This is a genomic window from Micrococcus lacusdianchii (assembly GCF_023155805.1).
Taxonomy (GTDB): domain Bacteria; phylum Actinomycetota; class Actinomycetes; order Actinomycetales; family Micrococcaceae; genus Micrococcus; species Micrococcus lacusdianchii.
The window spans coordinates 26149-39905 of sequence record NZ_JAKNUW010000019.1 but is presented as its reverse complement, the minus strand read 5'-3'; the positions used below and the strand labels follow the sequence as shown (position 1 = coordinate 39905).

The 13757-nt window shown below is 73.9% G+C and carries 14 protein-coding genes and 1 pseudogene; 5 read left to right on the top strand and 10 right to left on the bottom strand.

Annotated features, from left to right (window positions below; all coding sequences use genetic code 11):
- Positions 1–126 precede the first annotated feature (126 nt).
- Positions 127–853 (top strand): annotated as a pseudogene (locus tag MA879_RS10530) (IS5 family transposase); the annotation flags it as partial.
- A 56-nt stretch (positions 854–909) separates the two neighbouring features.
- Here the strand turns inward: MA879_RS10530 and MA879_RS12695 are convergent.
- The 3 genes from MA879_RS12695 to MA879_RS10520 form a co-directional block, all read right to left on the bottom strand.
- Positions 910–1035 (bottom strand): helix-turn-helix domain-containing protein, encoded by a 126-nt coding sequence (locus tag MA879_RS12695; protein ID WP_418001249.1) that lies wholly within the window; start codon positions 1033–1035, stop codon positions 910–912.
- Positions 1032–1301 carry a recombinase family protein gene (locus MA879_RS10525; RefSeq protein WP_248126136.1) on the bottom strand — a complete coding sequence of 90 codons (270 nt, stop codon included), beginning with the start codon at positions 1299–1301 and terminating at the stop codon, positions 1032–1034. The genes MA879_RS12695 and MA879_RS10525 overlap by 4 nt, the downstream gene beginning before the upstream one ends.
- A gap of 246 nt (positions 1302–1547) precedes the next feature.
- On the bottom strand, positions 1548–2741 hold the full coding sequence (locus MA879_RS10520; protein WP_248126130.1) for an alcohol dehydrogenase catalytic domain-containing protein: 1194 nt from the start codon (positions 2739–2741) through the stop codon (positions 1548–1550).
- Positions 2742–2935: 194 nt separating this feature from the next.
- Between MA879_RS10520 and MA879_RS10515 the strand changes: the two genes are divergently transcribed.
- Entirely contained in the window at positions 2936–3205 is a 270-nt protein-coding gene (locus MA879_RS10515; RefSeq protein WP_248126126.1) for a hypothetical protein, read from the top strand.
- On the opposite strand, the gene MA879_RS10510 is transcribed toward MA879_RS10515, so the two are convergent.
- Together MA879_RS10510 and serS are read right to left on the bottom strand one after the other, a co-directional pair.
- Positions 3187–3603 carry a type IIL restriction-modification enzyme MmeI gene (locus MA879_RS10510; protein ID WP_418001248.1) on the bottom strand — a complete coding sequence of 139 codons (417 nt, stop codon included), beginning with the start codon at positions 3601–3603 and terminating at the stop codon, positions 3187–3189. The two genes, MA879_RS10515 and MA879_RS10510, sit on opposite strands and share 19 nt — an antisense overlap.
- A 100-nt stretch (positions 3604–3703) precedes the next feature.
- The gene (gene serS, locus MA879_RS10505; RefSeq protein ID WP_248126120.1) at positions 3704–4987 is read right to left on the bottom strand and encodes a serine--tRNA ligase; all 1284 of its coding nucleotides are present in this window, start codon (positions 4985–4987) and stop codon (positions 3704–3706) included.
- 66 nt (positions 4988–5053) lie between these two features.
- On the opposite strand from serS, the gene MA879_RS10500 reads away from it, so the two are divergent.
- Entirely contained in the window at positions 5054–6184 is a 1131-nt protein-coding gene (locus MA879_RS10500; RefSeq protein ID WP_248126116.1) for a diacylglycerol/lipid kinase family protein, read from the top strand.
- 20 nt (positions 6185–6204) lie between these two features.
- On the opposite strand, the gene pheA is transcribed toward MA879_RS10500, so the two are convergent.
- Both pheA and MA879_RS10490 read right to left on the bottom strand, forming a co-directional pair.
- Positions 6205–7221, bottom strand: coding sequence for a prephenate dehydratase (pheA, locus tag MA879_RS10495; protein WP_248126112.1), 1017 nt, complete (start codon positions 7219–7221; stop codon positions 6205–6207).
- Complete coding sequence (locus MA879_RS10490) at positions 7218–7544, bottom strand: rhodanese-like domain-containing protein (RefSeq protein WP_248126109.1); 327 nt, start codon at positions 7542–7544, stop codon at positions 7218–7220. The genes pheA and MA879_RS10490 overlap by 4 nt, the downstream gene beginning before the upstream one ends.
- Positions 7545–7591: 47 nt before the next feature.
- On the opposite strand from MA879_RS10490, the gene MA879_RS10485 reads away from it, so the two are divergent.
- Positions 7592–9022, top strand: coding sequence for an amidase (locus tag MA879_RS10485; protein ID WP_248126106.1), 1431 nt, complete (start codon positions 7592–7594; stop codon positions 9020–9022).
- A 7-nt stretch (positions 9023–9029) separates the two neighbouring features.
- Here MA879_RS10485 and MA879_RS10480 read toward each other — a convergent pair whose 3' ends face one another.
- From MA879_RS10480 to MA879_RS12450, 3 genes are all read right to left on the bottom strand, one after another.
- Positions 9030–9632: a DUF4190 domain-containing protein gene (locus MA879_RS10480; protein ID WP_248126103.1), complete on the bottom strand. Its 603-nt coding sequence runs from the start codon at positions 9630–9632 to the stop codon at positions 9030–9032.
- Positions 9633–9733: 101 nt separating this feature from the next.
- Positions 9734–11929 (bottom strand): PIG-L family deacetylase, encoded by a 2196-nt coding sequence (locus tag MA879_RS10475; protein ID WP_248126100.1) that lies wholly within the window; start codon positions 11927–11929, stop codon positions 9734–9736.
- The gene (locus tag MA879_RS12450; RefSeq protein WP_282447832.1) at positions 11923–13062 is read right to left on the bottom strand and encodes an acyl-CoA hydrolase; all 1140 of its coding nucleotides are present in this window, start codon (positions 13060–13062) and stop codon (positions 11923–11925) included. Before MA879_RS12450 ends, MA879_RS10475 begins: the two co-directional genes overlap by 7 nt.
- Positions 13063–13245: 183 nt before the next feature.
- Here MA879_RS12450 and MA879_RS10465 point away from each other — a divergent pair, with 183 nt between their 5' ends.
- The gene (locus tag MA879_RS10465; protein ID WP_248126097.1) at positions 13246–13722 is read left to right on the top strand and encodes a Fur family transcriptional regulator; all 477 of its coding nucleotides are present in this window, start codon (positions 13246–13248) and stop codon (positions 13720–13722) included.
- Positions 13723–13757: the final 35 nt, after the last annotated feature.

Here is a 13757-nt window from a genome sequence, read left to right as displayed (position 1 = left end):
CGACTCGTACAAGTCCACCGCCCGCTGCCGGAACTCGTCCGTGTAGTTCTTCCTAGCCATCCCTTGGATTCTCGCTTCCCCATCATCGTGCTGGAATCAGCGTGTCCAAGATCAGGGGTCAAGCGCCACGGACCCTGGCAGACCGTGTGGACCTGGCACCGCCGGATGGCGGCCGAGGGCACCTGGGACACGGTGCTGGCAACACTGACCGCCGCCGCTGACGCCGAAGGCCTGATCGATTGGTCGGTCTCGGTGGACTCCACGATCGCCCGCGCCCACCAGCACGCCACGAACATCACCCGCCACACAGGGGGATGGATCGAACTACAAGAATCCGCGTGAGGAACCGGCCGATCACGGCATCGGGCGCTCCCGTGGCGGGCTGAGCACGAAGATCCATCAGCTCGTCGATGGGACCGGGCTGCCGCTGGTCAGCCTGATCACCCCCGGCCAGGCAGGGGACTCCCCGATGCTGCTTCCTCTTCTGGAGCAGCTGCGCGTGACCCGGCCAGTAGGGCGGCCCCGGACCCGCCCTGCGGCGGTGCTGGGCGACAAGGCGTACTCCTCCCGGGCGATCCGCACCCACCTACGCGCCCGTGGGATCAAAGCGGTCATCCCTGAACCGGCCGACCAGCAGGGCCACCGCAGACGGCGCGGTGCCCGCGGCGGGCGCCCCGTCAGCCTCGACGCGGACGCCTACAAGGGCCGCAACGTCATCGAGCGTCAGTACGCTCACCTGAAGCAGTGGCGGGGCCTGGCGACCCGGTACGACAAGTACGCGATCATCTACAGGGCCGCTGTGGTCCTGAATGCTGTGCTCGCATGGTCAAAACGATTGTCAGACATGCCCTAGATCTCCCGCCAGGATTAAGCCCAGGAGATTTCAGGCTGCGCCGATCTTGGGCATGGTCACTGGTGTGCCCCGAGTGCCTTGGAGATCGTGGGCCGGGAGATTCCGAACGAGCGTGCCACCGCGGCCACGGGCTGGCCCCCAGCCACTGCCGCGCGGACCGCCTCGACCTGCTCGGGGCTCAGCTTCGACCTCGGAAGGCGTCCCTCTGCTCGGGCGCTCGGGCGACGCCCTCACGGGTGCGCTCTCGCAGTAGCTCTCGTTCCCACTCAGTCAGCATCAACAGCATGTTCAGCAGCAGCCGGCCCGAGGCCGTAGAGGTATCGAGCTGAACGACCAACGCCCGCAACCCGATCCTCCGATCAGCCAGAGCCTGCACCGTCCGCAGCGCGTCCGCCAGAGACCTGCCCAGGCGGGTCCAGACGTGCGACGACGAGGGCGTCCTCCCCATCACGCAGGATGGCCGGTCGCACAGATCCTCTGCGGTCGAGACACGGCGGGGATGCCACACCGTCATCGGCGACGTCAGGCCCATCTCGGCCCGGTGCATCCTGGGCATCGCGGCATTGTTGGGCATCGTGACGACGCCGCCAGAGCGGACCGGGCACCCATGCGGCACCGCGCACCCCACTTTGGTGGAGTACGCGGTGCGGTGGAGAACGACCCAGACTGAGTCTGACGAAACAGGCGTCGTCGCTCAGCGGGCGATCATGCCGTGGGGGTCGATGACGAACTTGTCCACGGAGCCCTGGTCGAACTCCGCGTAGGCCTGGGGTGCCTCGTCCAGGCTGATCACGCGCGGGTTGACCATCTCCGTCAGGTACGGCATCCGGTCCCACAGGATCGACATCATCAGCTGGCGGTTGTAGCGCATGACGGGCGCCTGCCCGCCGATGATGTGGGGCGACTTGATCCAGGCCTTGCCGAAGTCCACCGGGAAGGTGCCCTCCTGCTCGGCCTTCGTCTCCGCGATCGGGTCCGGCCCGTAGATGCCGATGATGCCCGTGGCACCGCCCGGACGGGTGATGTCCAGGACCTGGTTCACGGCGGCGATCGGCTGCATCTCATCGGACGCGGAGCCCAGGCCGTGGGCCTCGGAGCCGACGTAGTCCACCGCGCAGTCCACCATCGGCTCGCCGAGGATGTCGTTCACGGCGTCCTGCAGGTTCTCCGTGGCGGAGAGGTCGATGGTCTCGCAGCCGTGCTTGCGCACCAGCTCCAGCCGCGAGGCGTCCTGGTCGCCCACGATGATGCACGAGGCGCCCAGCAGCCGAGCGGCGGCCGCGGCGCACCGGCCCACGGGGCCGGCACCGGCGATGTAGACGGTGGAGCCGGGCTTGGCGCCGGCAGCCATGAGACCGTGGAACGCCGTCGGGAGGATGTCCGAGAGCACGGCCAGATCCAGGATCTTCTCCATCGCCTGCTCCTGGTCCGGGAAGCGCAGCAGCTGGAAGTCGGCGTACGGCACGAACAGGTACTCGGCCTGTCCGCCCTGGAAATTGCCCAGATTGAAGCCGTAGGCGGCGCACGCCTGCTCCGGGTTGGCGGTCTCACAGATCTCGGTGCGGCCGGCGCGGCAGTTGCGGCAGCGGCCGCAGGCCACGTTGAACGGCACGGAGACGAGGTCGCCCTCCTGCAGGAACTGGACGTCGCTGCCGACCTTCAGCACCTGGCCGGTCATCTCGTGACCCAGCACCATGCCCTCGGGCACGGGGAAGGAGCCGCGGTAGATGTGCAGGTCACTGCCGCAGATGTTGGTCGCGATGATCTTGAGGATGACGCCGTGCGGGGCGGCGGAGCCGTCGGGCATCTCCAGCTTGGGGAAGTCCAGCTCGTCGACGCGCACGTCCTTGATGCCGTGGAATGCCACGGCGCGGTTCTTGGTGGTCATGAAAGTGTTGCCTTTCTGTCTCCAGCGAGTCCCTTGGCGGGGCAGGAGGAGGGGCGAACCCGAGGGGGAGTCCCTGTCACGGGCTGTACGGAAACATTAAGAGTGGGGAGACACCAGAGGAAGGTCGGGCCTGCCGTGAGTTTGGTTGGCATCTGATCTGTGGTCCCGGGAGGGGCTGCTGGAAGGATGTCATCATGCCCACTGCATACGCCCGAGAGTTCCGCCAGGACGTGGTCAGCATCGCCCGCAAGGGCCAGATGCCGATCGCGCAGGTCGCCAAGGACTTCGGCATCACCGCCTCCTGCCTGCGACGCCGGCTGGCTCAAGACGATGTCGAGGCCGGGATCCGGCCCGGCGTCACCAAGGCTGAGAATGTGCCGCCGGCCAGCTGCTGGACTCTTCCGATACGACGCGTCAACGCGATGGGTGCGTCGGACCGGACCGATCAGACGCGCGCCGCGTAGAGCTCCATCAGGCGCGTCTGCCGCTCCTTCTCCGTAGCCCCGGCAGACAGGCCCAGGAGGCTGTCCATGATGCGACCCAACGCCGCATGCGCCTTCACAAGGGCCGGGTCCATCACCAGCGGGTTCGAGAAGCGCAGCCACGACTCCAAGGCGCCGCCGACCCTGCGCTGCCATGCGATGAACGCCGACGTGGAGATGACGGCGAAGGCGAAACCGTCTTCGTCAGGTGCGATGAAGTTCGCGTTGTGAAGCGCCCTGGGCATGTTCCGATCTTCCTTGCTGAGACTCGGAACGAAACCCAGGGCGCTTCGTCGACAGGGAACAACCACCCGTGTGCGCATCGTGAGAGCCCGGATTCTTCGCGCTCGCAGGGTGCGCGCCTGAAGGGCCGCCGTCATCGTCATCCGTCCAGCCCTCACCCGTCGCCGACTGCGACGTCGTGGTCGTCATCCAGCGCGATGACGGCCACGAAGTCGCAGTCGGCGTCACGGGGTCGGTTCACACCAGCTCGAAGCGCTCCAGGCCGCCCAGGTACGGGCGCAGCGCCACCGGGACGGTCACGGTGCCGTCCGCGTTCTGGTGGTTCTCCAGGATCGCGACGATCCACCGCGTGGTCGCCAGCGTGCCGTTGAGCGTGGCCACGGTGCGGGTGCCTCCCTTGGACCCGTCCTCCTTCTGCGCCCGCTCGCGGATGTTCAGGCGGCGGGCCTGGAAGGTGGTGCAGTTCGAGGTGGACGTCAGCTCGCGGTAGGTGCCCTGGGTGGGGACCCACGCCTCGCAGTCGAACTTGCGGGCCGCGGAGAGGCCGAGGTCGCCGGCGGCGATGTCGATCACGCGATACGGCACCTCGATCGCCGCGAGCATCCGTTCCTCCCACTCCAGCAGGCGGGCGTGCTCGGCCTCGGCCTCGTCCACGGAGCAGTAGATGAACATCTCCAGCTTGTTGAACTGGTGCACGCGGATGATGCCGCGGGTGTCCTTGCCCGCGGAGCCGGCCTCGCGGCGGTAGCACGTGGACCAGCCGGCGTACCGGGTGGGCTCGGCGACGTCGATGATCTCGTCCGCGTGGTAGCCCGCCAGGGCGACCTCGGAGGTGCCCACGAGGTAGAGGTCGTCCCGCTCGAGGCGGTAGATCTCGTCGTCGTGCTCCACGTCGAAGCCGGTGCCCTGCATGGTCTCCGGGCGCACGAGCGTGGGCGGGATGACCGGGATGAACCCGTTCTCGAGCGCCAGGTCCAGGCCCAGCTGCATGATGGCCAGCTCGAGGCGCGCGGCCGCGCCCCTGAGGAAGGAGAACCGGGCCCCGGAGACCTTGGCGCCGCGCTCCATGTCGATCCCGCCGATCAGCTCGCCGAGCTCCAGGTGGTCGCGGGGCTCGAAGCCCTCGGCCGCGAAGTCGCGCGGGGAGCCGACCTCCCTCACCACCACGAAGTCGTCCTCGCCGCCGGCGGGCACGCCCTCGACGATCAGGTTGGGGAAGGCGCGCTGGTGGGCCAGCAGCTCGGCCGCGGCCGCGTTGGCCGCAGCCTCCGCCTCCTTCACCTGCGCGGCGAGGTCCTTCACCTCGGCCAGCAGGGCCTGCTTCTCCTCGCCCTGGGCCTGAGCCACCTTCTTGCCGAAGGCCTTCTGCTCGGCGCGCAGCTCCTCGAAGCGGGAGATCGACGCGCGGCGGGAGGCGTCCGCCTCGACGATCCGGTCCACGAGGGACGCGTCGGCTCCGCGGGCCTCCTGCGAGGCGCGGTACTTCTCGGGCTGGTCGATGAGGTCCTTGACGTCGATCACGTTCCCAGCCTATCCGCAGGACGGGCGGGGACTCCGGCGCGGGCGCGCGGATCCTAGACTGTCCCCATGACCCCGGAGATGCTGTCCGCCCTCGTCGCACTGGTGCTGGGCGTGGTGCTGGCCGTGACCCTCGGCCTCGTGGTGGCCCGACAGGGCCGGCTGCGCCGCTCGCTCGGGCATGCCCGTGCGGACGTCCAGGCCCTCGAGGCCCGCGTGGCCACCCTCAGCGAGCGGCTCACCGCGGCGGAGAGCGAGGCCCACCCGGGCCAGGAGCTCGCCTTGATCTACAACCCGGTCAAGTCCGGGGTGGACGAGATCCGCGCGTACGTGGAGACCCAGGCCCGCCGGGACGGCTTCGGCGACGTCCTGGTGCTGGAGACCGAGGAGGACGACCCCGGCGTGCAGATGGCGCGGGACGCCGTCGCGGCCGGGGTGCGCCGCATCCTCGTGGCCGGCGGCGACGGCACGGTGCGCACCGTGGCGGAGGAGCTCGCCAACACCCCCGTGGCCCTGGGGATCATCCCGCTGGGCACGGGCAACCTGCTGGCCCGCAACCTCAGCCTCCCGATCAACGACCCGGAGGAGTGCGTGCGGATCGCCCTGCACGGACACCAGCGGGTGATCGACACCGTGGACGTGCGCCTGGTCCACGAGGACGGCGAGCGCACGCGCCACACCTTCACCGTGATGGGCGGTGCCGGCTACGACGCCGACATCATGGGGGACACCCGCGACGACCTCAAGGACATGGCCGGCTGGCTGGCCTACTCCGAGGCCGGCCTGCGCCACCTGGGCGGGGAGCGCCGGGAGGTCTCCGTGGCCCTCGACGGCGGCCCCTTCCGGACCTTCCGGATGCGCTCCGTGCTGGTGGCCAACTGCGGGATGCTCACCGCCGGGATGGAGCTGCTGCCGGAGGCCAAGCTCGACGACGGCCTGCTGGACGTGCTGATCCTCTCCCCACGCAACACGCTGGACTGGGCACGCATCGCCCTCAAGACCCTGACCCGGCACCGCAGGGACCTGGACACCCTGCAGACCCGGCAGGCGACTCGAGTGCAGGTGCGCTTCGCCGAGCCGACGCTCTCCCAGCTCGATGGCGACGCCACCGGTGGCATCACCGGCCTCGACGCCCGCGTGCAGCCGGACTCCCTGGTCATCATGATCAAGAACGAGGACCGGGCCTCCGTCCAGTCCTGAGCACGCGGGGCCGCGCCCGGTCAGCGGGCGAGGATCCCGCGCACCCACTCGCTGCCGCGGCGGTAGGCCTCGTCCGTGACGTGCGCCGGCACGCGCACCGCGTGGCCCTCGGCGCGCGGGTAGGAACCCAGGAACCGCACGCCGGGGAAGCTGCGGTGCAGCGCCGCCAGGGCCGCGCCCACGCGCGCCTCGGCCAGGTGGCCCTCGAGGTCGATCGAGAAGAAGTACCGGCCCATGCCCTCGCCCGTGGGACGGGACTCGATGCGGGAGAGGTTGATCCCCCGGGTGGCGAACTGGTCCAGGATCTCCCGCAGCGCGCCGGGGTGGTCGTGGGGCAGCGGCACGGTGACGGTGGTCTTGTCCGCGCCGGTCACCTCCGGCAGTCCCCCAGGCCGGGACACCAGCACGAACCGCGTCACGGCGCCGGTCACGTCCTCGATGCGTTCGGCGAGCACCGGCAGGCCCGTCTGCTCGGCCACGAGCGGGGCGCAGACCGCCGCGTCGGCGGCCGGGACGGCCCCGGCGGCGTCGTCGTCGGCCCCGACCTCCTCGGCGGGCAGCAGCAGCCGCGCGCCGGCGGCCGTGGAGGAGGCGGGCGTGAACTCGACGCCGGGCAGGCGCTCCGCCATCCAGCCGCGCACCTGGGCCCACGCGTGCGTGTGGGTGCTCACCCGTCGCACGTCCGCGAGCGCCACGCCTGGCCGGCCCACGAGCACGAAGCTGATGGGCACGAGGACCTCGGCACGGATCTGCAGCTCCTCGCCGGAGCCGATGTCGTCCAGGGTGGCGGAGACGCCGCCCTCCACCGAGTTCTCGATGGGCACCACGGCCGAGTCCACCTCGCCGGCGCGGACGGCAGCGAGCGCGGCCAGCACGGAGGAGGCGGGCACGAGGTCCGCGGCGGCGGGGTCCACGAGGCGTCGCAGGGCGGCCTCGGTGAACGTGCCCTCCGGGCCCAGGAACGCGTGCCGGGGCCGACCCGCCGGATCGGAGCCGGCGGCGTCGGCCCCGGCGCGCGGGGTCTCGGAAGGGGTCACTTGACGGTGGGCTCGGCGTCGCCGTCGGCCTCCATGGGCTTGCCGGCCTCGAGCCACGCGCCGGAGCCGCCGGCCACATTGATGGCCGAGTAGCCGCGGCCCGCCAGGAACTCGGCGGCGCGGGCCGACCGGCCGCCGCTGCGGCAGATGACGTGGTAGTCGGTGTCCGGGTCCAGCTCGTCCAGGCGCTCCGGCAGCTCGCCGAGCGGGATGTGCTGGGCGCCGGCGGCGCGGCCGAGGGCCCATTCCTCGTCCTCGCGGACGTCGAGGATGCGGGCGTCGGAGGGGACCTGGTCGACGGAGACGGTCTCGTAGAGGCTCATGCCCCTCAGCCTACGGGCGGCTGCGGGGCTGGCCTACCCTCGTGACCATGGCCCTGAGCGAACCGACCCGCCCCGCCCGTCTCCTGGACCGGACCGCCGTCGAGCTCCGCGACGCCCTCGCCGCGGGGGAGCTCTCCGCCCGTGAGGTCACCCGCGCCGCCCTCGACGCGGCCGCGGCCCACGCGGACCTCGGGGCGTTCGCATTCCTGGACGCCGAGGGCGCCCTGGCCCGCGCGGACGCCCTGGACACCGCCCGCCGGCACCCCCGCGACGGCGCCGTCCCCGTCTCCCTGCACGGCCTCCCCCTGGCGGTGAAGGACCTGACGGACGTGGCGGGCATGCCCACGTGCTTCGGCTCCGCCCTGCTGGCGGACGCGCCACCGGCCGCGCAGGACGACCCGCTCGTGGCGCGCCTGCGGGAGGCCGGCACCGTGGTGCTGGGCAAGACCACCGTCCCGGAGTTCGGCCTGGACTCCTACTCGGAGAACCTCGTGGGGTCCCCGGCCCGCAACCCGTTGGACCCGTCCCGCACGCCCGGGGGCTCCTCCGGCGGCTCGGCGGCCGCCGTGGCGGCCGGGATCCTGGCCTGGGCGCCGGGGTCCGACGGCGGCGGCTCGATCCGCATCCCGGCGGCCGCGTGCGGGCTGGTGGGCCTGAAGCCGGGCCGAGGGACGGTGCCGACCGACGAGGCCGCGGACAGCGTGCGCACGCTCACCGTGTCCGGGCCGCTGGCCCACACCGTGGAGGACGCGGCCCTGCTCTTCGACGTGATGACCACCCCGGAGGGCTTCGGCGGCCGCGCGCTCGCGGACGTGCGCCGGGCCACCGAGGACCGGCGGGCGGGGGCCCCGCACGCCGGCGTGCGGATCGGCCTGAGCACCGGGTCCCCGTTCCCCCCGGCGGTGGAGGTGAGCCTGGCCCGTCCCGCGCTGGCCGCCCTGACCCGCGCCGCGGCGCTCCTCGAGGCCGGTGGGCACGCGGTGGAGCCGTTCAGCCCGTACTACGGCGAGCGCTACCACGAGGACTTCCGCACCGTGTGGACGTCAGGGCTGCTGCGGGCGCCCCTGCCGCCGGTCGCCGAGGAGCACGTGGGCGCGGTGGCCGCCTCCTTCCTGCGCTCGGCTCGGGCCGCCGGACCCGAGAAGGCGGCCGCCGCCGTCGAGCGCCTCGAGGAGTGGGCGCAGAACGTGCGCGCCCAGTTCGGCTCGGTGGACGTGGTGATGACGCCGGTGCTCGCCACGGCCCCGCCCGAGGTGGGGCACTTCCTCGCCCTGCCGCCGGAGGAGAACTACGCGGCGCAGTGCGCGTTCACGCCGTACACCTCGATGGTCAACGTCCTCGGGCTGCCCGCGGTGTCCGTGCCGGTGGACCGGGACGAGGCCGGGCTGAGCTGGTCGGTGCAGCTGATCGGCCGTCCCGGCGACGAGGGGCGCCTGCTCGCGCTGGCCGCCCACCTGGAGCTGCTCCTGGCCGGCTGACCCCGGGTCAGTACCCGGCCGAGGTGGCCGCCGCCCCGGCGAAGACCATCAGCAGGACGATGGCCAGGATCCCGAGCACGAGGAACGCGATGCCGAGGTAGTTGGTGACGAGGCCGGCGATGGCGAAGCCGCGGCCGCGCGGCTCCCGCTTGAGGCCCATGTGGCCCAGGACCACGCCCACGATCGGCGGGATCACCAGGGTGAGGCCACCGAGCAGGGACAGGATGCCGATCACCATGGAGGCGATGGACAGGCCCGTCCCGGACTGGCCCGACGGGACCTGGCCGTAGCCGCCGCCCGTGGGGGCGGGCTGCTGGCCGTACGCGGGCTGGGCGTAGGCCTGCGGACCGGTGCCGTCGGCGATGGCGGCCCCGTAGGCCGGGGCGCCGGCGCCGTACGGGCCGGCGTCGGCGGCGCGGGCCGCCGCCTCCGAGTAGGAGGGCGCCTGAGCGGCGTCCCCGCCGGTCGCGGTGGAGTCCGCGTACCAGGACGTCGAGGAGCCGGCGCGCTCAGCGGCCGGCTGGTCCGGCCAGCCGCCCCCGGGCTGCGCGCCGGGATCCTGGAGTCGGGGGTCCTGACGGTGCGGGTCCTGGTCGTGGGCGTGGGCCATGGTGGTTCCTCTCCTGGACGGGGGCGGTCCGGCGCGGTCGGGCGCGCGCCGGACGCATCTGTCCCGAGTCTAGGCGCGCGCCGGCGTCCCGGGCAGGCCGGTCAGTTCTCGGCGGAGGCCTCCTCCAGCAGGTCCCGCAGGAACCCCGCGAACCCGCCCGGCGTGCGGCCCTCGAGCCGCGACGAGGTGCGCACCCGCACCCGGTCCGTGGCGAGCACCCGGTCCTCCCCCAGGGCGCGCACGCCCTCGGCCAGGCGGACGTCCTCGTGCTCGGCCACCGCGGCGAACCCGCCGGCCTGCTCGTAGAGGGCCCAGGGCAGGCCGAGGTTCGCCCCGTGCACGTGGGGGTGGCCCTCCCGGTGCTCGTAGTCGGCGCGCCAGCTGCAGGCCAGGCCCTCGCCCGCGTGAGCGGGCAGGTCCACGGTGCCGAGCACCATCACCTGCCCGTCAGCGCGACGCCGGGCGGCCAAGGCGGGCTGCCCCACGAGCCAGTCGGCGGGCACGCGGGTGTCCGCGTCCGTGCAGGCCAGCCACAGCGCCGCGGCCGGCACGTCCGAGAACAGTCCGCGGGCGTGCCGGGCGCCCTCGGCGCGCGCCCTGCCCACCCCGCCGGCTCCCGGACCCAGCTCCAGCAGGTGGATCCGGGGATCGCGGGCACGGGCGGCGCGCGCCGCCTCGAGGGTGGCGGCGTCGTCGTCCGGCACGGCCACCACCGCGGCGGCCGAGCCCTGCGTGTGCTGCGCCTCCCAGCGGTCCAGGGCGGCGGAGAGCCCGGCGAGGGAGTCGGGCAGGTGCTCGGCCTCGTCCTTGGCCGGCACCACCACCACGGCGTGCGTGGCGGCCGAGGCGCGCGTGTGCACGGACAGGCGCAGGTCCGCCTCCTCGTGCTCGGACAGCAGCCGCCACCGCGGGTCGGCGGCCACCCGGTCGTGCACCGCGTCCCCGTCGAGCGGCCAGCCCGTGATCGGCTGACGCCAGTGGCACAGCAGCAGCTCCCCGCCCGGGCCCAGGGCGGCATCGGCGGCGTCCACGAGCGCGTCGAGCTCCTCGGGCTGCAGGAAGTAGCCGATCTCCGAGGCGACGACGAGGTCCACGGGCGCGCCGGCGTCGTCGTCCGGGCCGCCGTCCGCCTCCGCGGCGGGGCCGAGGTCGGCGGGCCAGTCGGCGGGCAGGACCGCGAGGCGGACCTCCGCGTGGGGCACGTCCGCCAGGTGCGCGGCGGCGCGCTCCACGGCCACCTGGGACGCCTCGAGGCCCACCACGCGCTCGGCACGCTCGGCCAGCGCCGCGGTGAGCACGCCGATGGACGCCCCCGCCTCCACCACGGTGCCGTAGCGCGGCCGCGGGAGCACGGCCAGGGTGAGGGCGCGCTTGCGGGCCTCGTACGGGCTGGTCAGGTAGTGCCAGGGGTCGTCATGGGCCCGGTAGAGCCGGTCGAACACGGCGGAGGCGCGCGAGGCGTCGCCGTCGTCGGCGGCGGTGCGCCGGAACGTCTCGAAGCCGCGGCTGAAGTGGGCGATCGTCCGCTCGGGCAGGATCGCCTCGTCCCCGGGCGCGTCCGAGAGCGGGCGCGTCTGGGAGGCGTGCGCGTCGAGGGCGGCGCGGCGGGCCTCGGCGTCGCCGGGGGCGAGGTCCAGACGCCGGTAGCGGCGGGCGCGGAGCTCCTCGGGGGCGCCCCAGTGCCAGAACCACAGGGGGAAGGCGTACAGCTCGAGGTCGTGCTCGGCGGCCAGTGCCGCGGCCGCCGCGCCCACCGTGTCGTGGTCGCCGTGCCCGTCGTCCGGGTCGTGGCTGGCCAGCACGACGGCGCCCGACGCCTCCGCCTCCGGGCCACCTCCCGCGGCGGCGCGGCCCGCGGGCGTGCGCTCGGCGAGGACGCGCTCGAGCGCGGCCCGGACCTCCCCGAGCTGGTCCGCCAGCCTGCCGTCGGGCAGGCCGAGGGACTCCCACGTGAGCGTGCCGGCCTCCGGGCCCAGCCCGGCCGCGAGCGCGGCCACGGCGTGGTGCATCTCGGCGCGGCGCAGGCGCACGAGGTCGGCGGGGGTGTGGGTGGGCGAGTCGGGGTGGGAGGCCTCCCCGGCCGTGGCCAGGGCCACGTGCACGTCCGCCCCGCCGCGCAGGGCCGCGCGGATCAGGCCGGCAGCTCCGAGGGTCTCGTCATCCGGGTGGGCGACGGCCACGAGCAACGTGTCCCCGGGGGCCCAGGCCCGCGGGGTCAGGGCGGGCAGGCCGGCCACGCCGGCGGCCTCCCAGCCGGCCTCGTCGGTGCCGGCGTCCCGGTGGTCGAAGGTCACCACGGCTGCACCTCCGCGTGCTCGGCGGGGTCGAGGGCCAGCAGACCCTCGGCGAGCCGGGCGTCGTCCCGGTGGCCGTGGTGCTGACGCAGGTAGACCTGCAGATCGGCGACGGCCCGCGCGTGCGCGGCGTCCCCGGTCAGCGGGCCGGGACCGGTGGCCTGCCCGACGACGTCCAGCACCTCGGTGCACAGCTGCGCCACGGTGCCGCGGATCCGGTCCGCCTCCACCTGGCCGTGGGCACCGTCCAGGCGCCCCGCGTCCACGTCCTCGGCGGCGCGGCCGAGCAGGGAGGCCATGGCGTGCACCAGCCGGTCCACCCGGCCGAGCGCGGCCAGGCCCACCTGGTCCGGGCCGGGCCCGCGGCCGTCCGCCGCGGCGGCGGCGCGGCGCTCGAGGGAGGCGCGCAGCGTGCGGGCCACGTGGACGGCGCCGCCGAACCACACCGTGGCCACGCCCATCCCGCCCCACGCGAAGCCGGGCCGGCGCAGGTACCACTCGGGCTCGCCGACGGAGCGGCCCGGGACGGCGTCGAACCGCAGCTTCACGGTGGTGATCGCAGCCAGGCCCAGGGCCGGCCAGGCCGTGTCCTCGGGCGTGACGCCCGGGTGGGAGAGGTCCACGAGCAGCGCGTGGCGCAGCCCGTCCTCGGCACGCCCGGTCACGATCGCCGCGGAGCAGCGGTCCGCGAGCGAGCACCACGGCTTGGCGCCGTCGAGGACCCAGCCGGGGGCGCCGTCGGCGGCGTCGGGGACCGGGCGGACGGCGGGGGTGACGCCGCCGGACTCGGAGGCGTACACGCCCAGCAGCCCGGCGGGGGCGGGCACCCCGGCCTGGGACAGGATCGAGAGGGCGTCGAGGTGCGGCTCGAGGACCCGCGCGGCGGAGAGGGACACCGCCGCCGTCGAGGCGAGCAGCTCCCACTGGCGGCGGGTGCGCCCCTCCCCGGTGAGGGGCAGGTCCAGGGCGAGGGCGCCGTCGTCGTGCCCGGGGGCGGCGCGCGAGAGGAGGTCCACCATGGGCTCCACGCCGGCACCGCCCTCCGCGGCGGCGGCGAGGACGGCGGCCTCGGCGGCGTCGGGCTCAGGGGCGGAGCGGGCGGCTCCGGGGAGCAGCACGAGCGGGGTCGCGGACATGGGCACCTTCTCTGACCGGCGGGGGCGCGCCCCGGCCGGGCGCGACGGTGGTCCAGGCTAGTCAGCGCCGGGAGCGCCCGGGAAGATGCGGGTGGCGGCATCCGGGCGCCCGGCCTCACGCGACGGCCCCCGGGCGACTGTGCTTTCTTGACAAGTTCAAGACAACTGCGCTGAGGTGGGGGCATGAGCATCGTCGACGCCGAGCCCACCGCCGACCGCGCACTGCTGCGTGCGGCCGGCCTGCGGGTGACCCGCCCCCGGCTGGCCGTGCTCTCCGCCCTGCGGTCGTGGCCCCACGCAGACGCCGGATCCGTGCTGGCCGCGGTCCGCGCGGACCTCCCGCAGGTCTCCCACCAGGCCGTCTACGACTGCCTGCACGTGCTGACCGACGCGGGCCTGGTGCGCTCGCTGCAGCCGGCCGGCTCCGCCGCGCGGTACGAGATCGCCGTCCACGGCAACCACCACCACCTCGTGTGCCGCGGCTGCGGCGCTCTCGTGGACGTGCCGTGCCGGACGGGCTCCGCCCCCTGCCTGCACGCCCCCGAGGACCACGGCTTCCTGATCGACGAGGCCGAGGTCTACTACTGGGGCCTGTGCCCCGCATGCCGCACGGCGCAGGACGGGGCGACTCCGCCCTCGCCGTCCGCCGCGGCTCCCTGAACGTCCTCCATCCACCCGCGACCCCACCTACCGTC